At 46.6% G+C, this 24898-nt stretch carries 26 protein-coding genes and 1 pseudogene; 8 read left to right on the forward strand and 19 right to left on the reverse strand.

Going from position 1 to position 24898, the window contains the following annotated elements; all coding sequences use genetic code 11:
- Positions 1-100: 100 nt before the first annotated feature.
- The 3 genes from sifA to potA form a co-directional block, all read right to left on the reverse strand.
- Complete coding sequence (gene sifA, locus ACLD3P_RS01160) at positions 101-1111, reverse strand: SPI-2 type III secretion system effector SifA (protein ID WP_131046395.1); 1011 nt, start codon at positions 1109-1111, stop codon at positions 101-103.
- A 328-nt stretch (positions 1112-1439) separates the two neighbouring features.
- The gene (gene potB / locus ACLD3P_RS01165; protein WP_000799391.1) at positions 1440-2303 is read right to left on the reverse strand and encodes a spermidine/putrescine ABC transporter permease PotB; all 864 of its coding nucleotides are present in this window, start codon (positions 2301-2303) and stop codon (positions 1440-1442) included.
- The gene (potA, locus tag ACLD3P_RS01170; protein ID WP_000531582.1) at positions 2287-3423 is read right to left on the reverse strand and encodes a spermidine/putrescine ABC transporter ATP-binding protein PotA; all 1137 of its coding nucleotides are present in this window, start codon (positions 3421-3423) and stop codon (positions 2287-2289) included. Before potA ends, potB begins: the two co-directional genes overlap by 17 nt.
- 250 nt (positions 3424-3673) lie before the next feature.
- Here potA and pepT point away from each other — a divergent pair, with 250 nt between their 5' ends.
- Together pepT and ACLD3P_RS01180 are read left to right on the forward strand one after the other, a co-directional pair.
- A complete protein-coding gene (gene pepT / locus ACLD3P_RS01175; RefSeq protein ID WP_000359412.1) occupies positions 3674-4903 on the forward strand; it encodes a peptidase T in 1230 nt (409 codons plus the stop codon).
- A gap of 3 nt (positions 4904-4906) precedes the next feature.
- Positions 4907-6241, forward strand: a complete 1335-nt coding sequence (locus ACLD3P_RS01180) for a hypothetical protein (protein ID WP_411006346.1) — start codon at positions 4907-4909, stop codon at positions 6239-6241.
- A 39-nt stretch (positions 6242-6280) separates the two neighbouring features.
- On the opposite strand, the gene roxA is transcribed toward ACLD3P_RS01180, so the two are convergent.
- From roxA to rluE, 9 genes are all read right to left on the reverse strand, one after another.
- Entirely contained in the window at positions 6281-7402 is a 1122-nt protein-coding gene (gene roxA / locus ACLD3P_RS01185) for a [50S ribosomal protein L16]-arginine 3-hydroxylase (RefSeq protein WP_000456514.1), read from the reverse strand.
- Between the two features lie 80 nt (positions 7403-7482).
- Positions 7483-8946, reverse strand: coding sequence for a two-component system sensor histidine kinase PhoQ (gene phoQ, locus ACLD3P_RS01190; protein WP_001031687.1), 1464 nt, complete (start codon positions 8944-8946; stop codon positions 7483-7485).
- Positions 8946-9617 carry a two-component system response regulator PhoP gene (gene phoP, locus ACLD3P_RS01195; protein WP_001537766.1) on the reverse strand — a complete coding sequence of 224 codons (672 nt, stop codon included), beginning with the start codon at positions 9615-9617 and terminating at the stop codon, positions 8946-8948. Before phoP ends, phoQ begins: the two co-directional genes overlap by 1 nt.
- Before the next feature lie 126 nt (positions 9618-9743).
- A complete protein-coding gene (gene purB, locus ACLD3P_RS01200) occupies positions 9744-11114 on the reverse strand; it encodes an adenylosuccinate lyase (protein ID WP_000423764.1) in 1371 nt (456 codons plus the stop codon).
- Positions 11115-11117: 3 nt separating this feature from the next.
- Positions 11118-11759 carry a high frequency lysogenization protein HflD gene (gene hflD / locus ACLD3P_RS01205; protein ID WP_001519653.1) on the reverse strand — a complete coding sequence of 214 codons (642 nt, stop codon included), beginning with the start codon at positions 11757-11759 and terminating at the stop codon, positions 11118-11120.
- An 86-nt stretch (positions 11760-11845) separates the two neighbouring features.
- On the reverse strand, positions 11846-12952 hold the full coding sequence (gene mnmA / locus ACLD3P_RS01210; protein WP_000004540.1) for a tRNA 2-thiouridine(34) synthase MnmA: 1107 nt from the start codon (positions 12950-12952) through the stop codon (positions 11846-11848).
- A gap of 53 nt (positions 12953-13005) precedes the next feature.
- The gene (locus tag ACLD3P_RS01215) at positions 13006-13467 is read right to left on the reverse strand and encodes an NUDIX hydrolase (protein WP_001628903.1); all 462 of its coding nucleotides are present in this window, start codon (positions 13465-13467) and stop codon (positions 13006-13008) included.
- A gap of 11 nt (positions 13468-13478) precedes the next feature.
- Complete coding sequence (locus ACLD3P_RS01220) at positions 13479-13808, reverse strand: lysozyme inhibitor LprI family protein (protein ID WP_000825956.1); 330 nt, start codon at positions 13806-13808, stop codon at positions 13479-13481.
- Positions 13805-14470, reverse strand: coding sequence for a 23S rRNA pseudouridine(2457) synthase RluE (gene rluE, locus ACLD3P_RS01225; RefSeq protein WP_023233928.1), 666 nt, complete (start codon positions 14468-14470; stop codon positions 13805-13807). The genes ACLD3P_RS01220 and rluE overlap by 4 nt, the downstream gene beginning before the upstream one ends.
- Before the next feature lie 171 nt (positions 14471-14641).
- On the opposite strand from rluE, the gene icd reads away from it, so the two are divergent.
- Together icd and sopF are read left to right on the forward strand one after the other, a co-directional pair.
- Positions 14642-15892: an NADP-dependent isocitrate dehydrogenase gene (gene icd / locus ACLD3P_RS01230; protein WP_000444508.1), complete on the forward strand. Its 1251-nt coding sequence runs from the start codon at positions 14642-14644 to the stop codon at positions 15890-15892.
- Positions 15893-16350: 458 nt separating this feature from the next.
- Positions 16351-17475, forward strand: coding sequence for a type III secretion system effector SopF (gene sopF / locus ACLD3P_RS01235; RefSeq protein ID WP_061383022.1), 1125 nt, complete (start codon positions 16351-16353; stop codon positions 17473-17475).
- A 191-nt stretch (positions 17476-17666) separates the two neighbouring features.
- Here the strand turns inward: sopF and ACLD3P_RS01240 are convergent.
- Positions 17667-17813, reverse strand: a pseudogene (locus ACLD3P_RS01240) (hypothetical protein); the annotation flags it as partial.
- 612 nt (positions 17814-18425) lie between these two features.
- Here ACLD3P_RS01240 and pltB point away from each other — a divergent pair.
- From pltB to ACLD3P_RS01255, 3 genes are all read left to right on the forward strand, one after another.
- Positions 18426-18839: a typhoid-like toxin S-CDT binding subunit PltB gene (pltB, locus tag ACLD3P_RS01245; RefSeq protein ID WP_000275700.1), complete on the forward strand. Its 414-nt coding sequence runs from the start codon at positions 18426-18428 to the stop codon at positions 18837-18839.
- A 16-nt stretch (positions 18840-18855) separates the two neighbouring features.
- Positions 18856-19584 (forward strand): typhoid-like toxin S-CDT ADP-ribosylating subunit PltA, encoded by a 729-nt coding sequence (gene pltA, locus ACLD3P_RS01250; protein WP_000733630.1) that lies wholly within the window; start codon positions 18856-18858, stop codon positions 19582-19584.
- 191 nt (positions 19585-19775) lie between these two features.
- Positions 19776-20318 carry a glycoside hydrolase family 108 protein gene (locus tag ACLD3P_RS01255; RefSeq protein WP_000158843.1) on the forward strand — a complete coding sequence of 181 codons (543 nt, stop codon included), beginning with the start codon at positions 19776-19778 and terminating at the stop codon, positions 20316-20318.
- Positions 20319-20465: 147 nt separating this feature from the next.
- Here the strand turns inward: ACLD3P_RS01255 and ACLD3P_RS01260 are convergent, their stop codons facing one another.
- Together ACLD3P_RS01260 and cdtB are read right to left on the reverse strand one after the other, a co-directional pair.
- A complete protein-coding gene (locus ACLD3P_RS01260; protein WP_001277616.1) occupies positions 20466-20843 on the reverse strand; it encodes a DUF1353 domain-containing protein in 378 nt (125 codons plus the stop codon).
- Between the two features lie 72 nt (positions 20844-20915).
- Positions 20916-21725 (reverse strand): cytolethal distending toxin S-CDT, encoded by an 810-nt coding sequence (gene cdtB, locus ACLD3P_RS01265; RefSeq protein WP_131046391.1) that lies wholly within the window; start codon positions 21723-21725, stop codon positions 20916-20918.
- Positions 21726-22222: 497 nt separating this feature from the next.
- Between cdtB and ACLD3P_RS01270 the strand changes: the two genes are divergently transcribed.
- Positions 22223-22387, forward strand: a complete 165-nt coding sequence (locus ACLD3P_RS01270) for a hypothetical protein (RefSeq protein WP_058331232.1) — start codon at positions 22223-22225, stop codon at positions 22385-22387.
- A gap of 217 nt (positions 22388-22604) precedes the next feature.
- Here ACLD3P_RS01270 and msgA read toward each other — a convergent pair whose 3' ends face one another.
- The 4 genes from msgA to pagD form a co-directional block, all read right to left on the reverse strand.
- Entirely contained in the window at positions 22605-22844 is a 240-nt protein-coding gene (gene msgA / locus ACLD3P_RS01275; protein ID WP_000497451.1) for a virulence protein MsgA, read from the reverse strand.
- Positions 22845-23024: 180 nt separating this feature from the next.
- Entirely contained in the window at positions 23025-23546 is a 522-nt protein-coding gene (locus ACLD3P_RS01280; protein ID WP_131046390.1) for an RICIN domain-containing protein, read from the reverse strand.
- A 415-nt stretch (positions 23547-23961) separates the two neighbouring features.
- The gene (gene cspF / locus ACLD3P_RS01285; protein ID WP_001537306.1) at positions 23962-24174 is read right to left on the reverse strand and encodes a cold shock-like protein CspF; all 213 of its coding nucleotides are present in this window, start codon (positions 24172-24174) and stop codon (positions 23962-23964) included.
- A 131-nt stretch (positions 24175-24305) separates the two neighbouring features.
- Positions 24306-24569 (reverse strand): virulence protein PagD, encoded by a 264-nt coding sequence (gene pagD / locus ACLD3P_RS01290; RefSeq protein ID WP_024146543.1) that lies wholly within the window; start codon positions 24567-24569, stop codon positions 24306-24308.
- Positions 24570-24898: the final 329 nt, after the last annotated feature.

Below are 24898 nucleotides of genomic sequence, written 5' to 3' on the forward strand. Positions count from 1 at the left end.
GATGCGGCATTATTGCGCCAGGCAAGAGGTTACTCTGTAGGCAAACATGAAGTACGTGAGTAAACCCTGAACGTGACGTCTGAGAAAGCGTCGTCTGATTTTATAAAAAACAACATAAACAGCCGCTTTGTTGTTCTGAGCGAACGTGTAGCGTGGTTAACTGTTCTTCCGCCATTTTTTGTATAGCCTGGGGGTCTATTCTAAAAATGGCGTGAAAAACCTGATCAGAGAGGGTTTCGATTATCTCAGCTAACATGCTTAGACTGGCGCTGGGATCCGTTACAAGGAACGCCTGAAACGTCTTATCCGCCAGTAAAACCTCTTCTACCATTTTTTCAATAGGTATGTGGGTATGTGGTGGTGGTATTTCAAGCTGTTTTAAGCCACACATTGTCATTGTTTCTAAAAATGCGTTTTGCTGAGTACTTTCGGATATATTCGCATGCTGTAAAATGCGCGTTGTCTTTTCAATCCCAGACTGAATTTTCGCTGCCAGGTAGGTTACCTTTTCTTGCGTTTTCCACTCATCTAAATGTCCTTTTCTCCATTCAGAATATAAATACCCCTCTATGTTGTCTAATGGAACCGATAATGTCGGCGCGCCAGCAGGATTGAGACATAATGTCGAAGGGAGGGGGTAATCTACGATGTCGCTATATCTTGTATTAATCATGGCCGTCATTTGTGGATGCGGTTTTAAAATATCGGGGCGATCTTTTATTAAAAAATAAGCATTCCCCATGACTTCACAGGTAAAGGCATCGGTATTTTGAGTGATACGTAACAATTCGTTCTCTTCGTTTTGATCCATGATGCGAAGAATAATAGTGTCATCATTTTCATTAGGATTATAAACCTGAAATCTATCTCTTTGTGATGCGCAGGCTAACTCTTTTAACTCAAAAAAAATCTCTGTAAGCCGCTCTCGTGTGGGGGTGCGATCGGCAAACAACATCTCATGTAGACAACTGTCCGCTTTTGCTTTGCCAGTAGAAAAAAAGAAGTCTTTAATTTTTTCCCATAAAACTTTCCACCATGCTTCTTTCGTATTCCTTGGGGAGTTGGTAAGGATTTCACTTTTTAAAAAACCATTCCCTATAGTAATCGGCATATTAATCTCACTTATACTGGAGTAAAAATGACTACATAATTGATTAAATCGACCCTTTTTATCTCAACTGCGGGCGCATCGGATGTAATATAATTTTTAAAAGAGACTGGCAATCAGTATAAAACCTGAGAGCTTCGCGTATAAACGCATTACTGTCTGTGCTAGCGTCGGTACAGGTAAAAGTAAAAGAAGGCCTGGCGCGGATGATGTTGTAGATTTGCAATACTGGCGGCAACTTCTTTCATGCGTTTTTTATGCCGGAGGCATGAAGTTTACCCTTGAATAAACTTCATGCCTGGATGCGTGTGGATTTGTTAGCGTTGTGCAATTAATCGCTTATATCACTCACCTTCTTATTCAATAAGCGGGAAGCCCGCCAGTAAATCAACAGCATGAGTCCCATCACAATGGTCAGCGTAATGCTGGTCGCCGCGCCAAACGGCCAGTCGCGAATATTCAGGAACTGTACCTTAATGACGTTACCAATCAGCAGGTTTTTCGCTCCCCCCATTAAATCGGAGACGTAGAACAGGCCCATTGCCGGTAGCATCACGAGCAGGCAACCGGCGACAATGCCCGGCATGGTTAATGGAATAATGATGCGGATGAACGTTTGCATTTTACTGGCGCCGAGATCGCGTGCGGCCTCCAGTAGCGGTTTGTCGAGCTTCTCAATGCTGGAGTAGAGCGGCATGACCATAAACGGCAGCAAAATGTAAACCAGGCCGATAATAACGGCACTCGGGGTGAACATGATGCGAATCGGCGTATCAATCACGCCCAGCCACAGCAGGAATTCATTGAGATAACCTTTAGTGCTCAGGAATATTTTCAACCCATAGATGCGGATCAGTGAGTTGGTCCAGAAAGGAACGATCAGCAAAAACAGCAATAACGGACGTATCTTTTCCGGTAACTTCGCCAGAAACCAGGCAAAAGGATAACCCAGCACCAGGCAGGAGAGGGTGGCGATCAGCGCCATATTCAGAGAGTGCAGGAGCACTTCAAAATAGAGCGGATCGAGCAGGCGTGCATAGTTATCCAGCGTAAAGACCATCTTGACGAAACTGGCGTCGTCACGGGTCAGAAAGCTGGTGCCAATGATCATCAGGTTGGGCAGAAAAACAAACAACACAAGCCAACCGACGATAGTGACAATCACTACATTCTGGAATTTACTTGTGTTCTTCATCAGCCAGTACGACCTCCCAGCTTTCTACCCAACTAATGGCCATTTTTTGGTCAAGTGAATGGTCGAAGTCAGGATCGTCTTCGTTGAAGAATTCGCTGACCATCACCATTTTGCCATTTTCCAGTTCAACCACCGACTCCAGCGTCATACCTTTATAATTGCGCTCGCGCACGTAGCCGATAAGCCCTTCGATGTGGTTATCATCGTTGATCTCTTCGACGCGTAGATCTTCCGGTCGCAGCAGGACGTTCAGTTTTTGGCCTGGTTCGACAGCGAAATTGACGTATATATTGCACTCCCGACCTTCTACGCTGGCGCGGACGCGCTGTTCATCAAGCCGTTCAATGACTGTCGCGTCAAAGCGGTTAATTTCGCCGATAAAACCGGCGACAAACAGGTTTTTTGGCTCTTCATAGATTTCACGCGGCGTGCCGTCTTGCTCAATCACGCCATTACGCATTACCACGATACGATCGGACATGGTGAGCGCTTCTTCTTGATCGTGAGTGACAAAAACAAACGTGATACCGAGTTTACGCTGTAATGCTTTAAGCTCGTTCTGCATTTGTTTGCGCAATTTATAGTCCAGCGCAGAGAGCGATTCATCCAGTAATAACAGGCGAGGTTTATTCACCACCGCGCGAGCGATAGCCACACGCTGCTGCTGTCCGCCGGAAAGCTGGTGCGGTTTACGTTGTGCAAACTCTTCAAGCTGCACCATACGCAGCGCATCGGTCACGCGGGGCGCAATCTCGGCGGCTGGCGTTTTTTGCATTCGTAAGCCAAACGCGACATTTTCAAACACCGTCATATGCGGAAATAAAGCGTAGCTTTGAAATACGGTGTTCACATAACGATTTTCGGCGGGAACGTGGGTGATATCCTGGTTATCCAACATGATATGCCCGGCATCAACGGTTTCCAGGCCGGCAATCAGGCGAAGAACGGTTGTTTTACCGCAGCCGGAAGGGCCAAGCAGCGTGAGGAATTCGCCATTGTTAATGGTCAAATCCAGTTGTGAAATGACCTCTTTGCCATCGAAACTTTTGCTAATTCCCGACAAAAGCACCAGCGGTGAAAGCGAACGCGGTTGTTTATTCAATTTCTTACTCTGTCCCATGTAAACGCAACGGATGGCTGACCGCTGCGGGGTTTGTGGTTAACCACCTTAATCACTCTTAATGAGGGCGGTCATTCTACGGCAAACCACTGTAATCGCCAATCCTTGTTGCGAATTACTGACTTAGCTTTATAGTCAGAAAGCGTGTCAAAGTGAAATATTCTTGTTTGCAGGGATAAAAGTGACCTGACGCAATATTTGTCTTTTCTTGCTTATTAATAATGTTGTCACGAAAAGTGAGGGTGACTGCATGGATAAACTACTTGAGCGTTTTTTACACTACGTATCGCTGGATACCCAATCAAAGTCGGGTGTTCGGCAGGTTCCCAGCACTGAGGGGCAGTGGAAGTTACTACGTTTGCTCAAACAGCAGCTCGAAGAGATGGGGCTGGTTAACATTACATTAAGCGAAAAAGGGACGTTGATGGCGACGCTCCCGGCCAATGTTGAGGGGGATATTCCCGCCATTGGTTTTATCTCCCATGTGGATACCTCTCCGGATTTCAGCGGTAAAAACGTTAACCCGCAGATTGTCGAGAATTATCGCGGCGGCGATATAGCATTAGGGATTGGCGATGAGGTGTTGTCACCCGTGATGTTCCCGGTACTGCATCAATTACTGGGACAGACGCTGATTACTACCGATGGTAAGACATTGCTGGGCGCGGACGATAAAGCCGGCGTTGCGGAGATCATGACCGCGCTGGCGGTGCTGAAAGGTAATCCTATTCCCCACGGCGACATTAAAGTGGCGTTTACGCCTGACGAAGAGGTAGGGAAAGGCGCGAAGCACTTCGATGTTGAGGAGTTTGGCGCACAGTGGGCCTATACGGTCGACGGCGGCGGCGTGGGCGAACTGGAGTTTGAAAACTTCAATGCCGCCTCGGTGAATATCAAAATCGTCGGCAATAACGTGCATCCCGGTACGGCGAAAGGCGTCATGGTCAATGCGCTGTCGTTGGCTGCGAGGATTCACGCGGAAGTGCCGGCGGATGAAGCGCCTGAAACCACCGAAGGTTACGAAGGGTTTTATCATCTGGCCAGTATGAAAGGCACCGTTGATCGGGCCGAAATGCACTACATCATTCGTGATTTCGACCGTAAGCAGTTTGAAGCGCGTAAACGCAAAATGATGGAGATTGCCAAAAAAGTCGGTAAGGGGCTGCATCCGGACTGCTATATCGAACTTGTGATTGAAGACAGTTATTACAATATGCGCGAAAAAGTGGTTGAACATCCGCATATTCTCGATATCGCCCAACAGGCCATGCGCGACTGTCATATTACGCCGGAGATGAAACCGATTCGCGGCGGCACAGACGGGGCGCAACTGTCGTTTATGGGCCTGCCGTGTCCTAATCTCTTTACCGGCGGATATAACTATCATGGTAAACATGAGTTTGTGACGCTGGAGGGGATGGAAAAAGCGGTACAGGTGATTGTACGTATCGCGGAGCTGACGGCGAAGCGCGGCCAGTAGCGAATGTTACGCATTGTGGTGAAGCGTTTTATTATTTATGGCGGGATATTTTCCGCCATAAATTTTTCTGCCTGGAGCGCCGAAGATCCGCCTTCCTGGTCCCAGCGCCAGCAACAATCTGCAGCATGTTTTATGACCGGCGATGAAACCTGCATAACGTTTATTGATGATGCGGTGAGGCTGGCCTCGCGGCAATATGGCAAACGCTCAATACAGCTTGTTCGTAGCCTGCTATTACAAAGCGATATTTATCAATGGCTGGGTAAACCTGAATTAACGCCGCAAATGCTGCTGCGAGCGCGGGCAATCATGAAAACATTTCCGGCGGGCGCTTATCCGGGCGATCGGGCCGATATGTTTGAACACCTGGCGGCCTTTAATGTTTACAGTGACGATCGCCATATAGAGTATTCATCTACAGAGCAGTGGCGATACGAGATCAAGGTTGATTACCGTCAGCGGATAGCCTGGCAAGAGCAGGCATTAACGTGGCGTCTTAAAGACAAAAAGGCATCGACGGAGGCATTGGTTTATACCTTAAACAGGATGCGCGACGCTTATTCTGATGCGCTGGAAGAGCGGGATGTCGAATGTGATAGTGCGCGTAAAGCCTATTATTTGGCGAAGGTAGACGCAACGGAGCGGCAGTGGCTGAGCGTTATTTTACGAGATAAAACCTGGGATAATCGTGAGCGCATCGCCTCTTTTTTGCAGCAGAAAGCGGATATTGCTTATAATGCAGGGCATATTAGCGAGGCGATTAATGCGCTAAGTCAGGCGCTAAAAATTGAGCAAACGCTTTATGGCGCCGAATTCGGCGAAATGACGGTTGACAGCAATAATCTTGCTGGCTTTTATGCACAGGGCCATCATTATAAGGAAGCGAAAGATCTCTACCTTAAACTTATCGTGTATTACCAGAGCCGTTTAACACCAATGGCGACGGTAATATCACGATTACGCTTTTATTTGCCCGAAAACATCGACCTGGACAGTACCTCCCTCTATCTCCCATTGCTGGCAGAATATAAACGTCGGCAGTCTGACGTATCAATGGTGTTGTATGGTATTCCGCTGCTTTATCAGAGTAATCAAGAACTTGAACAAGCAAAAGACTTTGCGGAACGCGCCTTTACGCTTGATGCCGTAGCTTATCCAGCAAAGATGCAGTATGAACGATTACAGCAACTGGCTAATATTGCCGAAGGTCTTGGAGATAACGTACTGGCGCGGCGCTATCGGCAAATGTCATTTCGCCATCGAATGGCCCACTCGATTTATCCGGGCGATCCGCAATATAACGATTTCGCCAAACCTGGCGGCGATCGTTGTGGATAGTTTGCGTCAGCCCGGCGGTCGCCGGGCATTGCGATGTTCTTATCCTTCGAAGAACCAGTACCCGCTATTCACCAGCGCCGCCAGCATCGCGAGGAAGGACGGGTCTTCCAGCGCATCGCCGAAGTTTTCAGCGGTCAGTGCAATATGACTGGCGAGCGCCTCCAGAGCAGGGCGATGCGGAGAGTCTATTTTTTCGCCATTCGCATAGACCTCATCGCCGATACGCAATACGCGAAGCCCGCCGAGACGTACTAATACCTCGCCTTGCTTTAAGGCATCGTAAATTTCATCAGGCTGATACGGCGGCTCCGGCGGCGCAATATCCAGTTCGTGGCGTGACTGAGAGAGAAACTCGCCAAGCCACTGTTGGAAATGCGCGGGTTGATTGATCAAATCGAGCATCATATTACGCAGTTTATCCATCTCCTGCGGCAGGATATCCGCCGGATGCTTGCGGGACGGCATATCCGGATCGCTGTAGTATGTATTGCCCAACTCCCGTTGCAGGACGTAATCGGCAAAACCGCTGATCAGCTCACGGCTATTGGGCGCGCGAAAACCGACCGAATAGTTCATGGCGTTTTCCAGCGCATAGCCTTCATGCGGGAATCCTGGCGGAATATACAGAATGTCGCCCGGCTCCAGCTCTTCATCAATAATGGCCTCGAACGGATCGACTTGTAACAGGTCGGGATGTGGGCAGTGCTGACGCATTTGCAGCTTTTCGCCCACGCGCCAGCGACGGCGACCGGTTCCCTGGATAATAAACACATCATACTGATCCAGATGCGGGCCAACGCCGCCGCCGGGAACGGAAAAGGAGATCATCAGATCGTCGATACGCCAGTCCGGCAGAGCGCGGAACGGGCGCATCAAGGCGGCGGTGGGTTCATGCCAGTGGTTTACCGCCTGTACCAGCAGCGACCAGTTGCTCTCACCCAGATGATCGTAGCTTTCGAAAGGGCCATGGCTGACCTGCCATTTGCCATCCTGATGGCTAACGAGTCGGCTGTCGATTTCGCTTTCCATCGCCAGCCCCGCCAGCTCATCCGGCGAGAGCGGATCGATAAAGTTGCTAAACCCACGTTTTAAGACCACCGGGCGTTTTTGCCAGTGGCGTTCAAGAAAGTCGGGCCAGTTAAGAGTTAATTGGTATTCCATGTTAAGTATCCGCAGGCTGGTATCTGACACCGATTATAACGGATGCTTAACGAGATGCGTGGAAGAACGCGCAGAAATGTTTATTCCTCTTTCTGTGTGGGATGCTGTCGGCCAAAAACGACCTCCATACGGGCGCCGCCGAGCAGACTGTCGCTGGCAATGATCTGCCCGGCGTATTGTTCCGTAATCTCGCGCGCGACAGCCAGCCCCACGCCTTGTCCTGGTCGCAGGGTATCGGCGCGCTGACCGCGATCAAACACCAGGGAACGTTTGCTGTGGGGTATGCCTGGGCCGTCATCTTCGACGAAAATATGCAAATGATCGTCGGTCTGGCGAGCCGAAATCTCGACAAACTCCAGGCAATATTTACAAGCGTTGTCCAGTACGTTGCCCATTACTTCGACAAAGTCGTTTTGCTCGCCAACAAAACTGATCTCTGGTGAAATATCCATACTGATATTCACCCCTTTACGCTGATAAACTTTATTGAGCGCGGAGATCAGGTTATCTAACAACGGCGCGACGGGATGCAGTTCGCGGCTTAACAATACGCCGCTACCGCGCATACTGGCGCGATGCAGATAATAGCCGATCTGCTGGGAAATCCGGCTGATCTGTTCCAGCATCACCGGTTCAGCTTTGCTGACGCTCATCTTTTCGTTGCGTAAAGAGCGTAACGTACTCTGCAAAACCGCGAGCGGCGTTTTTAAACTGTGCGTCAGGTCGGTCAGGGTCGTGCGGTATTTGTTATAACGTTCACGCTCGCTTTTGAGCAGTTGATTAAGGTTGCGCACAAGGCTGGTCAGCTCACGCGTCGTCTCCGGATTGAGCATTTCGCGGTGATGATCTTCAAGCTCGCGGACTTCCCGCGCCAGCGCCTCGATAGGGCGTAAGCTCCACCAGGCGGCGATCCACAGTAAAGGAATGACTAACAGTAAATTGGCGGCCAGCACGTATACGAACCAGCTCCACACCATATAGGAGCGTTTTAGTTCTATCGGAATGGTATCGACCACCACGATGGTTAACTGCGGCATCCGCGCCGTGGCAGGATAAATATTTACCGCTACCGAGTGGGTCATCTCGGCATCATCGTCATCTTCACGTACTTCTTTGAGTTTTTCCTGCGCGGAATGGTCTTCGCTCAACAGCGTGCTGGTGGCGTCTACGTTGGTTTCAATTTCATGGAAGCCGTTCGTTTTTAACCATTCCGGTTGAATGCTTTTAATCAGCCAGGGAATGTTGCGCTGCGTCCATAATAATTTGCCCGTTTCATCGTAAATCAGCGTCATGGTCGGGCTTTGCATGTCCAGATTTTCAGGCAGCTCAACGCTGATTTTATTATTTTCCCATTTGGCGAGGGTATAAAACAGGTTGCTTTCGCCGCGCAGCAAACGAAAGGTGGTTTTATCAAAACTTACGCTATAGCCGACCAGCGCCACTATGCCATATGCCAGAGAAAGCACCAGCACGACGCCGGCTGTCGCCAGCAAAAAACGAACCCGCAGCGACAGCGGCAGAAAATGGCGAGCAAATTTATTCATTAGCGCAATTCAAAAAGATATCCTTGTCCGCGTACGGTGGTAATGACATCGTGCGGATACTGGGCCTGTATTTTTTTCCGCAGACGCCCCATGAGAACATCAATGGTATGACTTTCCCGCAGTTCCGCATCCGGATACAGCTGAAGCATCAGCGAATCTTTGCTGACCACTTTACCGTTGTTACGGATAAGCGTTTCCATAATGGTGTATTCGAACGCCGTGAGTTTGATGACCTCTTCATTGACGGATAATTCCCGGCGTGAGAGATCCACCTGGAAAGGCGGGATGTTGATCACCTGGGAGGCCAGACCGCTATTACGGCGCATTAACGCCTGCATACGCGCCATTACCTCTTCGATGTGGAATGGCTTCGTCACGTAGTCATCGGCCCCGGAACTGAGAACCTCGACTTTATCCTGCCAGCCTTCGCGCGCGGTTAACACCAGAACCGGCAGTGAAACATCACTGCTACGCCAGCGGCGTATTAAGGAAAGGCCGTCTTCATCCGGCAGACCTAAATCGACAATAGCGATATCCGGAAGGTGTTCATTAAGGTAGTAATCAGCTTCCCTGGCATCTTCTGCGGCATCGACCTGGTGACCTGAATCCTGGAGCTGAACCTTCAGGTGGTGGCGTAATAATGCATTATCCTCTACAACCAGTACGCGCATCATCTCTTCTCCCTTGTGTTAACAATAAGAACAGTCTAGCGTTGATTATGGTGCTTTGGGGATAAACAGTTAATAAACCAGACAAATAGTCACCCTCTTTCTGAAGAAAAGAGGGTGAGGCAGACATTATTTAAGTTCGTCGACCAGAGTCACAGCGCGACCGATATAATTTGCCGGCGTCATGGCTTTAAGGCGCGTTTTTTCTGCTTCCGGCAGGGCCAGACTATCAATAAACTGTTTCATTCCTTCGGCATCAACACGCTTGCCACGGGTCAACTCTTTTAGTTTTTCATATGGTTTTTCAATACCATAGCGGCGCATGACGGTCTGGATCGGTTCAGCTAATACTTCCCAGTTGTGATCCAGTTCGTCAAGCAGATGATCGCGGTTTACTTCCAGCTTGCTGACGCCCTTCAGGGTGGACTGATAAGCGATAAGCGCATAGCCGATGCCGACACCCAGGTTACGCAGGACGGTTGAGTCGGTCAGATCGCGCTGCCAGCGGGAAACCGGCAGTTTGTTTGCCAGATGGTGCAACACTGCATTAGACAGACCGAGGTTGCCTTCTGAGTTTTCAAAGTCAATGGGGTTAACTTTATGCGGCATGGTAGAAGAACCGATCTCCCCGGCGATGGTTTTCTGTTTGAAATGGTTCAACGCAATATAGCCCCAGACATCGCGATCGAAATCGATCAGGATGGTGTTAAAGCGCGCGATACAGTCAAACAGTTCCGCAATATAATCATGTGGTTCAATCTGGGTGGTGTAAGGGTTCCACTGGATGCCCAGCGAGGTGACGAACTCTTCGCTGAACTGATGCCAGTCAACTTCCGGATAGGCGGCGATATGCGCGTTATAGTTGCCTACGGCGCCGTTGATTTTACCGAGGATCTCCACCTGGTTGAGCTGGCGGAACTGACGCTCCATACGATACGCCACGTTCGCCATCTCTTTACCCAGGGTGGAAGGTGTTGCCGGCTGGCCGTGGGTGCGGGAGAGCAGAGGAATATCGCGATACTGTACGGACAGATCTTTCACTGCATCGATAAGCTTACGCCAGTATGGCAGGACTACTTCGTCGCGAGCGGTTTTCAACATCAGCGCGTGAGACAGGTTGTTGATGTCTTCTGACGTGCAGGCAAAGTGGATAAACTCGGAAACGTCATGTAGCGCCGGGATCGCGGCGACTTTTTCTTTCAGAAAATACTCAACCGCTTTCACATCGTGATTCGTGGTGCGCTCAATGGTTTTAATGCGCGCGGCATCTTCTTCATTGAAGTTTGCAACAAGCGTATCCAGGTAACCGTTTGCGTCGGCAGCAAAAGCAGGAACTTCCTTGATCGCTGCGTGCGCGGCTAATTTCTGCAGCCAACGTACTTCGACTTGTACACGAAATTTCAGCAAACCGTATTCGCTAAAAATTCCGCGCAGCGCGCTGACTTTATCGCCGTAGCGTCCATCGACAGGGGAAACGGCGGTCAGTGAGGATAATTCCATAGATCATAACTCCGGGGTTAAATGAGCAAGAATTTGTTTTGCCTGAGTCGTCAGGCGATGACGAGAAAACATAAGCTGTAGGCGACCACCGCCTACCTGATGCCAGAGCACGGCTGCACGGATGCCTGCCAGTAGCGAAGCGCGGACTTTGGCCTGAACCTGCGGACTTTGCAGAACGGCCGGGGAGCCCGTCACCTGAATGCGCGGGCCCAATGGGCTAATCACATCCACGTAGATGCCCGCCATGGCGCTCATTAACGTGTCTGACTGTAAATCAAAATGGTCAAGCTGGCGCTGCAGGCCGTTAATGCGATCGCCTAACGTATTCAATGCGCCTTTGGCGGATGACAGCTTGCGCTCCAGCACCATCAGGCTAAGCGTATAACGCGTCAGTTCGGCGTTAAGTCCTTGTCGGCTGCTGGCATTCAGCACGCCGAGCAGTGTTTCCAGACCAAGACGCAGGTTAGCTTCGCTGCCGCCGAACACGCCCAGAGTAGAGCTGGGATTCATATCAATGACACTGTTGAGTGAAACGTGCAACGCGTCGGCATCACAGTGCCCCTGGTGCGCCAGTTGTTGCACCAGGCGTGCCGACTGGCAAATGCCAGACAGCGCGAGGGTGATGTCATAATAATTCTTTGCCACAATCACTGCTTCCTTGTATCAAATAAAATACACTTCATCTTTTAAGCCGCTTTGAGGCGACTTGAATGGTGTTGTGTATTGAATAATCAGACCGTCAGCGGCAGTCGCTGCTCGATAATGCCGCCGCCCAGGCAGACTTCGCCGCTGTAAAAGACAGCGGACTGGCCCGGCGTAACGGCGGCAACCGGCTCGTCAAAAATGACCTCGATACGATCGTCATCCAGCGCGTTAATCGTGCACGGAATATCGGTCTGGCGGTAGCGGGTTTTTACCGTACAGCGCAGAGTGCCGGTGAACGGTTCGCGATCGACCCAATGTAGCTGCTGGGCGATGAGGCCTACCGACATCAGGCGTGGGTGCTCATGCCCCTGGGCGACAATTAACACATTGTTTTCAACGTCTTTATCCACCACATACCAGGGGTCTTCGCTACCGTCTTTGGTGCCGCCGATTCCCAGCCCTTTACGCTGACCGAGCGTATGATACATCAGACCCTGATGCTCGCCGATTTCATCGCCGTCAACGGTAATAATTTTCCCCGGCTGCGCAGGCAGATAGCGCCCTAAAAAGTCGCGGAACTTGCGCTCGCCGATAAAGCAGATACCGGTAGAATCTTTTTTCTTGGCGGTTACCAGCCCCAGATCTTCGGCGATTTTACGCACCTGCGGTTTTTCCAGCTCGCCAACCGGGAACAGACTTTGCGCAATCTGCTCATGGCCAAGCGTATAGAGGAAGTAGCTCTGATCTTTGTTGCCGTCGAGCCCGCGCAACAACCGGCTTTTGCCGTTTACATCCGCGCGTCGGACGTAGTGACCGGTGGCGATATAGTCGGCGCCTAAATCTTCTGCGGCAAATTCAAGGAAGGCTTTAAATTTGATCTCTTTATTGCACAGAATATCCGGGTTCGGCGTACGGCCCGCTTTGTACTCTTCAAGGAACAGTTCAAAGACGTTATCCCAATATTCTGCGGCAAAATTGACGGTATGCAGTTCAATGCCAAGCTTGTCGCACACGGCCTGCGCGTCAGCCAGATCGGCTGCCGCGGTACAGTATTCCTCACCATCGTCCTCTTCCCAGTTCTTCATGAACAGGCCTTCTACCTGATAACCCTGTTGTTGCAACAGCCAGGCGGAAACGGAGGAATCGACACCGCCGGACATGCCGACGATCACTTTTTTTGGGCTTTCTGACATTGGAATACTCGCGACATTGAACTTCAAGGCGGCGTATTCTACCACGCAGCCCTTTACTTGACACCCTCTGTAAACGGCCAGTTAAATTCGCCCACTATAGATAAGGGGTAACATTGCCCCGTTTGATAACTGCGAATGCTTTCAGCCACCAGCGGAGAACGTAAATTCGGCGCGTTCAGAATCTCGTCGGCGCTCACCCAATGGCAGCAATCGATGTCATTGTCATGGGGGGCAGTCGCGCAAATATGATCAAGCTTGATAGCGAATAAAAAGCGCAGGAACGGGGTCTTATCCGGCGCAATCCACTGATGCATACGGATAAAATACTGTGGTTGCGCCGTGATGCCAGTCTCTTCCCACAGTTCACGCGCGGCGGCCTGCGCCAGCGTTTCATCTGCCTCCAGGTGTCCGGCAGGTTGATTCCATAACGATTTACCGTTGATGGTCTCTTCCACCACCAGAAATTTATCTTCGGCATGTACGATGCAGGCAACGGTCACGTGCGGCTTGAACATAGGCATCCTTATTACAGCGGTTTATCAATGTGGTCATAGATCGCGTCAAGCTGTTTCAGACGCTCGTTATAAGCTTTTGTCAGGCAGGTGACGTCGGCCTTGCACTGCTGACGCTGTTTAAGCCAGCTCTGCTGGGCGTCCTGCAGGGCGCCGCGACTGCCCATCGCGAACAACCCTTTCAGAAACTGATATTTGGTGTGCATTTCCACGTCTTTATCATTCAGCGTCAGGTGCGCGCAGATAGCCTTTTCATCCGCAGCCTGCGCTTTCTGGCAGTCGAAGCTGGCCGCATTAACGGATAACGGTGTTAATAAAGCAAAAGCAATGAGAAGCCGTTTCATCTGTCTTTCTCCTGTACGATCTCGCGCCACTGTCCATTATCGAGGCCGTTGAGCGTGTAGTCGCCCATGCTGTAACGAATTAATCGTAGAGTGGGATGACCGACATGCGCTGTCATGCGTCTTACCTGGCGGTTGCGGCCTTCATATAAGGTGACTTTTAGCCAACTGGTGGGAATATTCTTCCGTTCGCGAATCGGCGGGGTGCGCGGCCACAGCCAGTCAGGCTCCGCGACAATCTCAATACCGGCGGGCAGGGTAGGGCCATCGTTGAGCGTGACGCCAGTACGAAGCGCCTGCAGCGCTGCATTATCCGGTATACCTTCTACCTGAACATAGTAAATCTTGCCGGTGCGTTTGCCCGGTTGCGTGAGGCGCGCCTGCAGCGCGCCGTCATTAGTCAGCACCAAAAGCCCTTCGCTGTCGCGGTCCAGGCGGCCTGCGGCATAAACGCCTTGCACAGGAATAAAATCTTTTAACGTGCGGCGACCTGCTTCATCCGTGAACTGCGGCAACACATCGTAAGGTTTATTGAACAAAACCACGCGTTTTGGCTGGTTTTCTTTCCGTGATTTAGATGCTTGTCGTGAGCTGAATCGCTTAACGTAGTGATTTCTAAAAGAAGTTTTTTGCATGGTGTTTTCAGAACTTATTAATTGCCGCATTATAGCGCAATAATGAGTGTCTTTCATGGCGGCAAACAATAGGGTAGTATTGACATGCTCATTACAAAACATTAACAAAAAATTGCTCTAACGCAGTCGTGCAGCAGGACGCCATTGCACATGCAGCGCGATGACAGACGAGCAAACCAGAAGCGCTCGAAGGAGAGGTGAATGGAAAGCAAAGTAGTTGTTCCGGTGGAAGGTAAGAAGATCACCCTGCAAAACGGCAAACTCAACGTTCCTGAGAATCCGATTATCCCGTTTATTGAAGGCGATGGTATCGGTGTTGATGTCACTCCAGCCATGCTTAAAGTGGTCGATGCCGCCGTCGAGAAAGCCTATAAAGGCGAGCGTAAAATTTCCTGGATGGAAATTTACACCGGAGAAAAATCCACACAGGTTTACGGCCAGGATGTCTGGCTTCCCGCTGAAACCCTTGATTTAATTCGTGATTACCGCGTAGCGATTAAAGGTCCGTTGACCACGCCGGTTGGCGGCGGTATCCGCTCTCTGAACGTTGCCCTGCGTCAGGAGCTTGACCTGTACGTTTGTCTGCGTCCCGTTCGTTACTATCAGGGCACGCCAAGTCCGGTGAAACATCCGGAGCTGACCGATATGGTCATCTTCCGTGAAAACTCTGAAGATATCTACGCCGGAATTGAATGGAAAGCTGACTCTGCAGACGCTGAGAAAGTGATCAAGTTCTTGCGCGAAGAGATGGGCGTGAAGAAAATTCGCTTCCCGGAGCACTGCGGTATCGGTATCAAACCGTGTTCTGAAGAAGGCACTAAACGTCTGGTTCGCGCGGCGATTGAATACGCTATTACTAACGATCGCGATTCCGTCACGCTGGTACATAAAGGCAATATCATGAAGTTCACCGAAGGCGCGTTTAAAGACTGGGGCTACCAGTTGGCGCGCGACGAGTTCGGCGGTGAGCTTATTGACGGCGGTCCGTGGCTGAAAATTAAGAACCCGAACACGGGTAAAGAGATCGTGGTTAAAGACGTTATCGCCGATGCGTTCCTGCAACAGATCCTGTTGCGTCCGGCGGAATACGACGTTATCGCCTGTATGAACCTGAACGGTGACTATATTTCCGATGCCCTGGCGGCTCAGGTTGGCGGTATCGGTATTGCACCGGGTGCGAATATCGGCGACGAATGCGCGTTGTTTGAAGCCACTCACGGGACTGCGCCGAAATATGCGGGCCAGGATAAAGTCAACCCAGGCTCCATTATTCTGTCTGCGGAGATGATGCTGCGTCACATGCAGTGGTTCGAAGCGGCGGATCTGATTGTTAAAGGTATGGAAGGCGCGATTGCCGCGAAGACCGTGACCTATGACTTTGAACGCCTGATGGAAGGCGCTAAGCTGCTGAAATGTAGTGAGTTTGGCGACGCGATTATCGCAAATATGTAATAACGATAATTGTTAAAAACAAAAACGGGGACTTAACGTCCCCGTTTTTATTATTAGCATTCGAACGGTTATCAAAATTTTATCAAAAAAATTTATCAAAACTCCCTCAATTCTGACCGCAATAGTAATCCATCCTTTACGCCGATCGTCATGATAACCTGAGACCCCCTGAAAGCTGATAGTTACCGATTTTGATTGTGGTGGTTTTCTTTATGATGTGTGGTTTGGCTATTTTTTGAAAGTGCCTTACCAGATTTATTGTTATTATCAGGGGATTATTTCAATAAAAGGTGATGATTTATTGCCTGCAATAGTGGGTAGATTAAGCATTTTATGAAATTATTAGTGTCTTTATTTGCACTTCTATAAGGCTGTTAAGAGGTGTTGAAATATCAGCCTGGTAAAGAATACGTCAGCGAAAGTGAATGCTATATTAGTCATAAAAATTCAGGAGACATATGCTCAAACTTATCTTCTACAGTGGAAGTGTGAAGGTTCCGGAATATCTGGAAACAGATAAGGAAAAAAATGTCGGACGTACTCCTCTGTCTTCAGACATTCAGCAAATTAAAAATTTTGTTGAAGATGTTCCGCCATTTCCAGAAAGCAGAGCGGCGAGAGGTTCTGTAAGCGCAGCGTACAGGCTTTCTTTTGACGAAGTGTTTTGCGGTCTCAGCAATGAAGAGCGTAAAAAGGTGTATGGTCGCCTTTTTGGAAAACAAGTACTTGCGCATATTCATTCCAGGTGTCAGCGCGACGCTGACATAATAAGAGAAAAAGCGCTCAGGCGGATAAGCCGTGAGTGTGGTGCCGAAATAGATTGCGCTCTCTTACTAAATAAGATGGTGGATATTTTACAAAATGCCCGGCTGACAATAAATTTTAATGCAGCAAAAATTGACTTTGTCTCTCTCTTAAAAAATAAAGAATATCTGAACTCTTATGCATTAGGTTGCAGACCGGGAGATTTACCTGCTTATAATGTCGGGCGTGATTCAGTTGAAACTAAAGCATTTGAACTGGAGAAGCTTGCAGATTCACCTTATGCCCCATATGGTCAGACAGGCGGTTTTTCCGTAGCATATACTCCCAACAGTAAAACTTTTAGCCCTACAAGCAGACCAATTTATGCTGCACTGGACTTTCTGAACGGTGAAAATGGAGGTGCCAGCGCCTATGGGAAATCATTTTTTGAATTAAATGATAATGTAAAAACAAATTGTACATTCTCACCTTTTGATATCTACGGCCACAGATTTGGCCTGGATACTAGTAAATTATCTACATTTTGCCATATGGAGAACCTGATTGCATCCTGTCAAAATGATTTTTTTGGTTATAATTGCTTTAAGAGTTTGGTTAAAATGGCTAAGGGCGAAAAATTTTTAGCTCATTCTAATTATGGTACAGGCTATGAAGGGAATTATATAGAGGCTCATATTCATGGTGATGTATGTTTATTCAGAGATATAAAGCACGTTTATTTGTCTTTGCAAGAAAACTCTTACTCGGAAAGTCAACTATATGATTATGCAAAACAAATAAACCAAGCGCTTAATAGAGACTGCATAATATTATATTGACAAGCTTATTATCAGGCTCTTTAAAAGAGCTTTAAATGATCATGAGCACATACTTCTTAAGGTAGGCAGTAACTGCTATCTGTTTATATTTATTAGCTTAGGATCAATCTGGCAGATACTTGGTGGCGCTCTAGTATGGCCTGGCAAAATGGAGGAATATGGACCAGCAGAAGCGCCTGCTGGCTATCGATATTCCTGTTCATCAGGTTTTTACGCCATCTACGCACATTTATTCTGCTATAAGTTGAAATACTGCAAAAAATATTAAGGCTTATTATTTTTTCTTTAAGTAAATTTTCGTTCAACAAACTTGGATGCGGGAATGTTTGAAATATTATTGCCTTATACTAGATCTCAGCGACCTACAACTCACAACTTTATTAGATCATCTTTCTGAAAATATTAATTTTCTGGTGGTTATCAACAATAGGCTGACTAAATTGCCAGACACTTTACCAGGAGGGTACAGATAGATTACGCGGGTAGGATCACTACACCGGAAAAAGATTGCCAGTTAATAAGATGTCGTCCATGATTCAGTTGGATGATAATGATTTATTCCCCACTCTTTGATCCTACAATAGTGATCTGATAGTTATCCAGAACGTTCTTGCAAAGAGCGGACTTGTTAAATTATCGTCAATTTCTTAATGAGTTATGTCCTGCTTTGCTGAAAATGAAAACCAGTAGACAGACGACGGCGATCAATATGAGCCGGAAGTACCTGTGTTATTACCGTGGCAGGAATTCTGTAACTGATAAAACAGGTGTGCTTATTATCAGTGATGAAATTTTTTATATATGTATTAATTGCTATTCACAAGTAATTTGAGTGTTTGTTGTGGTTGGTAACATTGTGTTGAAGTAAATCATGATAGACTGGATTTAGATGTGATGAGATATAATAAATTTGTGCTTTGTTAATTATTTTAAATGTACAGGAGAGTAGCATGTATATAAATAAGTTTGTGCCTGTTTATACATTATTAATTCTCCTTTATTCTTTTAATGCCAGCGCTGAGTGGACAGGAGATAAAACGAACGCCTATTACTCAGACGAAGTTATCAGTGAAATACATGTTGGTCAGATAGATACTAGTCCTTATTTTTGCATAAAAACGGTTAAAGCTAACGGTAGTGGTACACCAGTTGTTGCATGTGCGGTATCAAAGCAGAGCATATGGGCACCCTCCTTTAAAGAACTTCTTGACCAGGCAAGATATTTTTATAGTACAGGGCAATCCGTAAGGATTCATGTTCAAAAAAATATCTGGACCTATCCGCTTTTTGTAAATACCTTTTCAGCAAATGCTCTTGTGGGACTATCATCGTGCAGTGCGACACAATGCTTTGGACCCAAGTAAGAGGGGGGAAGAAATAATGAAAAAGTTAATACTCTTAACCTTATCTATAGTTAGCTTTAATAACTATGCAGTAGATTTTGTGTATCGTGTGGACTCAACCCCGCCGGACGTTATTTTTCGCGATGGGTTTTCACTACTTGGGTATAACCGTAACTTTCAGCAATTTATCAGTGGAAGGTCATGTAGTGGTGGAAGTAGTGACAGTCGCTATATTGCAACAACCTCAAGTGTTAATCAAACATATGCTATAGCCAGGGCGTACTATTCTCGCTCAACATTCAAAGGTAATTTATACAGATATCAGATTCGTGCAGATAATAATTTCTACAGCTTGCTCCCATCCATCACCTATCTGGAAACGCAAGGTGGTCACTTTAATGCTTATGAAAAAACGATGATGCGATTGCAAAGAGAGTATGTTTCCACATTATCTATTTTACCCGAGAATATTCAAAAGGCCGTGGCGCTTGTTTATGATAGCGCAACAGGTCTGGTAAAGGATGGTGTAAGCACAATGAATTCCAGTTATTTAGGTTTAAGCACTACGTCTAATCCTGGCGTGATACCTTTTCTTCCGGAACCGCAGACGTATACCCAACAACGAATTGATGCATTCGGCCCATTAATAAGTTCATGCTTTTCAATAGGTAGCGTATGTCAATCACATCGAGGGCAAAGAGCTGACGTATACAACATGTCTTTTTATGATGCAAGACCTGTAATAGAACTTATACTTTCTAAATAAATGAAACTTACCTATGTTGCCTATTAAATTAAACAGACCGTTTATTAGTGGTCTGGTTAATATTGTTTATTAAGTTGGCTATCCACTTAAATATAAATGTTTATATACTTCGATAAATTTTTTATCAGATTCATTGCATTATCAATCATAGCATTCAGGTACGTATTTTATTAATATTAGAAGGAGTCATTATGACTAAAGATGAAATCTTTGCAGCTATCCTTAGTAGAGAAGGCGGTTACGTTGATCACCCTGACGACAGGGGGGGACCAACGCATTGGGGTATAACCCTGACGACGGCCCGGGCTAATGGCTATATGGGGGATATGCGGAATCTTACCCGTAATCAAGCATTAAAAATCCTTGAGGCAGATTATTGGTATGGTCCACGACTTGATCAGGTTGCCATTATCTCTCATTCTATCGCAGCTGAGCTTTGTGATACTGGTGTGAACATGGGACCCTCAATCCCGATTAAGTACTTCCAGCGTTGGCTTAATGTTTTTAATGATCAGCAAAAAATTTATCCGGATTTGATAGCAGATGGTCAGATTGGGCCACGGACGCTTTCGGCACTAACATTTTTTCTCTCTCACCGGAGAGATGAGGGCGAAATGATACTTATCCGGGCATTGAATTGTAGTCAGGGACAACGCTATCTGGAGTTAGCTGAAAAGCGCCAGGCGAATGAGTCATTTGTTTATGGATGGATAAAGGAACGGGTAAGGTTGTAATTCCCTTACTTACCACTATGGCGGTTTGTGATGATAGCATATAATGATATATTCACACAGAGAACTGGTAAAAGCCACTAAGTCTCATTATTACTATATTAAGGCGTCAGGTTTTTCTATAGTTCTTTGTGTGTTAAAAACGAGAAATTAATTATGTTGTATGGTATGAGAATGATAGTATTTCCAGCCAAATATTCTTACGGCTAAATACATTATTATCCTTTTCCATTTTGGCACGCCCAGAACTTTCATCCCATCCAGGAATATGAGATCGGACTCTTTTCTGTTACGTAATGGATAATGATACAGGTAGTCATGAATGATTGCCGCTTTGGCATATTCACCATCCGGTGGTAATAATGACCAGAAAATACGCGGAACAGTGGCAAGGTCGGTAACGAATCCTACCGGTACTTCAATGACATCATTTTTATCTTCACTGAGATAAAACCTGAATGGCTCATAAACACGCCATTTATAATGACCTAACATTTCCATAATTGCTGGACTGGTAAAACAACTCATAATTTTACCTTATAATAAATATATATTCTGCACCTTACGCTCAAAGTACATGTCGTCAACGCTATTTACTCATTAACAGCTTCGTGCCAAAAAGGCTACGGGATAATGATCAGAAGCGAGTTGTGGATTACGTAATGCTTCAACCCTTTGTGAATAAGGTGCTCGATCGACAATGACCCCATAATCTAAAATACCACCGCCAGTTTGCGTGGGTTCTGTAGGTGCGAGTACGGCTACAACTCGTTCCAGATGCTCAGTCATCAGGTCATTTTCAAGTCTGTCTGGGCTGCGATTAAAATCCCCGGCAAGCAACCAGGATAAATGCCGCATCTGAGGTTGTCTAAAAAAATTAATGGTAACCCTGACAATAGCTGCAGCATCCGGACCTCCACTAGCCAGTGCGTGCGCTGTCAGAAAAACATCATTACCCAATCCGATGCCAATGACGGGGCGAGATGCGACAGTTGTCGGACGCAAGACATAAACATTATCCGCTCTTTGTCTGGAAACTATTGCCAGATTAACACGGCGTGCTCCAACATCAATAGCCGAGTGGTAGATATATCTTATATCCTGACGGCTGGTGGTTCCGAGATTCCAGGTGTATTCATCAATGGGAATACCCACTCCAAAAGGCTGAATATGTCGTCCGGTAGGAACCGCTGAGGTGGGAACAGCACCGGCCTCCTGTACCATGAGAATATCTACCCCGTCACTACCTCTGAGAAGCCGACTGACATTGATGTTCCATTTACTTTCAGTGGAGGCTGATGAGCCCTGAAGATTCCAGGTCATAACTTTGTAGTCACTGATATTCGCGCAGGCAAAAGAAATATAGCTGCAGATGATCATGTTCAGAAGGAAAAAAACAGGTTTTTTCATGATATCTACTCTCCCGATTATTACTTCTTTATCTGAATGATATATGTGTTCATAACCCATTGTTTCATGACGTTGATTTTATTCTGGCAATGCCTGACTTGTTTCTGGTTCTATGTCTTGTGCAGATAGTAAGATACATAGTCTAACGTCAATAAAACTAAAATAGATGTCGATTACAGAGGTAAAATGATAGTTTATTCAGTGCAATCAATTAATTATTGTTAATACCAAAGAGATAACTATAGATAAACAACTAACTGAATTTAAAACTACATTCACTTATCTCATTGTAACTGTATTGGGTTGATTTATATGCGGAAATAGAGATTCGATATCATTAGTACTTTATAAGTAAACATAAATTTTTCATTACCAAGATTATTATATTCCTGTGTGGAAGGTAACATTTCATCTATTCTCATTCTTGTAGTGACACAGTAAATTTGGTCACCTGATTAAAGGTGATATTCTCACCTCAACACAAAACAGGTGACTTAATGAACAAGAAAACCGGACAAATTAATGGATACATCTTGAACGACTACAATAGCGTCAGACCTCACCATTATAACGGTGCACTGATGCCGGAAGAACCTGAGAACAGGTACCGTTTTTACTGTAAAACCGTGACCAATAGTGTCGATGCGCAGCAAAACGTATAATTCGTTGATAGAGCGTACAGGCGTGGCACTGGGCAAAACGTTCAGTGGCAAGGACTGGCGCTGGAGCAGTCGGCATCTGGCAAATAGCATGTTGACCATGCGATAAACGCCAACTTCCGCTACATGTTCTGAGTGGTGGCGTTTGCGTTATATCGTCACAGACAGCGCCTCAGGGCGCTGTTTTCGATCGGACATGTCGCTTTCGCAGGAGGGGACGTTATTCGGCGACCAGCCACATATCAGCCTCTTCAAACATCTCTTCCAGCATACGGTGCAGTCGTTCTTTCTCGGTTTTTGTACAGTCACTGTTTAATGCGTTCGCCTGCATTGGCTTAACTTTCACTTGCGCATCGGGAAAAAGTTGATGTACGCGTTTTGTGAGTTCATTGAGGATGATTTCGCGTGCGCCTGGCAAACCTTCAACATTTCGCTTGTCATAAACGAGTTCGACGAACATCGCCATTTCCTTTTTACTGGTTGGATGACCAGTATTTAAGCTGGGTATATAACTGGTGTCAAGGTTTAGCCGCCGTTTTGTCATCCTGACGTTGCGGACGTGACCGCACGTGGAAGTAAAGGTCGCTAACCTGTTGTTGTGTCATGAGGTTAGCGGCCCTCTCTTCACAGCGATGTCCTGCTACCTGATGGTAAATTCCAGGGCGCGACTAAAATCGCAATCGGCCAACACAACAGGGTCGCCTTTTCTGACAATAATGCTATTTGTGCCCAGGCATTTTCGGCTCTGTTTCCCCTTAATTTTGTTATCATCAGTGAGCCAGCGCTGGTTATCATTACCCGTGCATGAATAAAGAATGATTGGTGTGCCTTCTTTTGTACCTTGTCCTGCGGCATCCAGACATTTCTCACCCTGCGTGATTCTGTCTCGGTGAAATGAGAAAAGCTGAGATTTCACATGCTTACACTCCCGCAGCGTCAAACGATTCTGTTGTTCTGAACCTGTATCAAGGCACAGACCATCAGTTGTCCGAATTTGTTCCGCGTCATTTATGTAATAACCACCGGAATTAATTTGGTTTTGTGTAATGACCGGGAACGACAAATTAATACTATAAGGTGCGGGTAAGCCGTTCGTCGTACATCCACATAAAATAGAGGAGAGGCAGAGAACCAGTGTGGTTTTTCCTGAAAGCAAAGTCATTCAATTATTACCCTAAAAATAAATAGCGTTACAACTATATTGGCGATTTATACCCACTGAATATGACGTAGCATTGAGCGACAATAGAGATAATTCCGATAGAATCACATAAATACTTCGGTTAAATGCGCGCAGCCAGCCACTCCTGTGACGATGGGTATATAGCGTTAAATACTTTTGCAATATTAGATGCTATCACAGTGAAAAACGGCTGTACATTTCTTCACGTTAAACAAAGTGAGAAGGGGGGGATACACGATATATGATAAAAGAGGTCACAGGAGTCATTAGCAAAATAAATCCTTTAGATTTTCGCCACTGAAAACATTCTGCAGCCTTTCAGGCAAAGCCTCATAGCAGACTGCGGAGGTATACGGGCTCGCTAAATTTTTCTGAAAAAATGCCGAGTGACGAATTATGAAAGATAAACGTTGGCGGCGGTAGGTCCGCGGAGGCCATTAATACGACAAAACTCAACGCGTATACCGGGGATAAGCGCTTCTGTTTCGTGTTGGCGACATGCTGAAATGTGGACCTGAACATCTTTGCGTCCATCGGAGGGGGTGATGAGACCTTTACCGCTCTTACAATCAAAGGTTTTGACAATTCCTGTCATTTTACGAGACAAACAAATTCCTTAATGGGGATAACGAGGCGCACTATACACGTCAGGAAAAATAATGCCAGCTATATTTGATGACAATCAAGATTTCCGGATGGCTAAAAGTAGTCGCTCGGCACCATTGTAGATAAATAACATTATGTTCTGGAGAAAGTATTCCCTTTCCTGGCGTCGTTGGTTGGTGCGGACATCATGGGTTTTGCCGTCGGGCAGGATGGTGAACTAATCTGCCTGGCTTGCTTTTTATCGGTATTTGTAGGTGGTTGCGGGGTTTTACTACCAAAATCGTAGATAAAAATTTCCCATGATGTCTGTTGTAAACCAGAACAATGGTCTGAACTGGCCAAAACATGGAATGAAAAAATAAGTAATGTCCAAAGCATAAAAGCATGATGTTTCATAGCACCTCCTGTTATATGTAATGACTTGTGAAGTTCATCTAATGAATTATGGAACGTCATTGGCATTTTTTATTCAACGAAGAGTTAACCACTCTTAATAATAATGGGTTTTATAGCGAAATAGACTTTTTTATCGCGTGTTCAATATTTGCGTCCGTTATTATTTTTCTGGAATGTAAATTTTCTCTCAACACAGGTGATATTTATGTTGGAATTGTGGTGTTGATTCTATTCTTATAACAAGAAATGTTGTAACTGATAGACATATTAAAAGATTAAATCGGAGCGGGAATAAATCGTGCTAAGCATCATCGTGAATATGATTACAG

The organism is Salmonella sp. 741265073_HBA, assembly GCF_046569105.1.
GTDB lineage: Bacteria > Pseudomonadota > Gammaproteobacteria > Enterobacterales > Enterobacteriaceae > Salmonella > Salmonella enterica.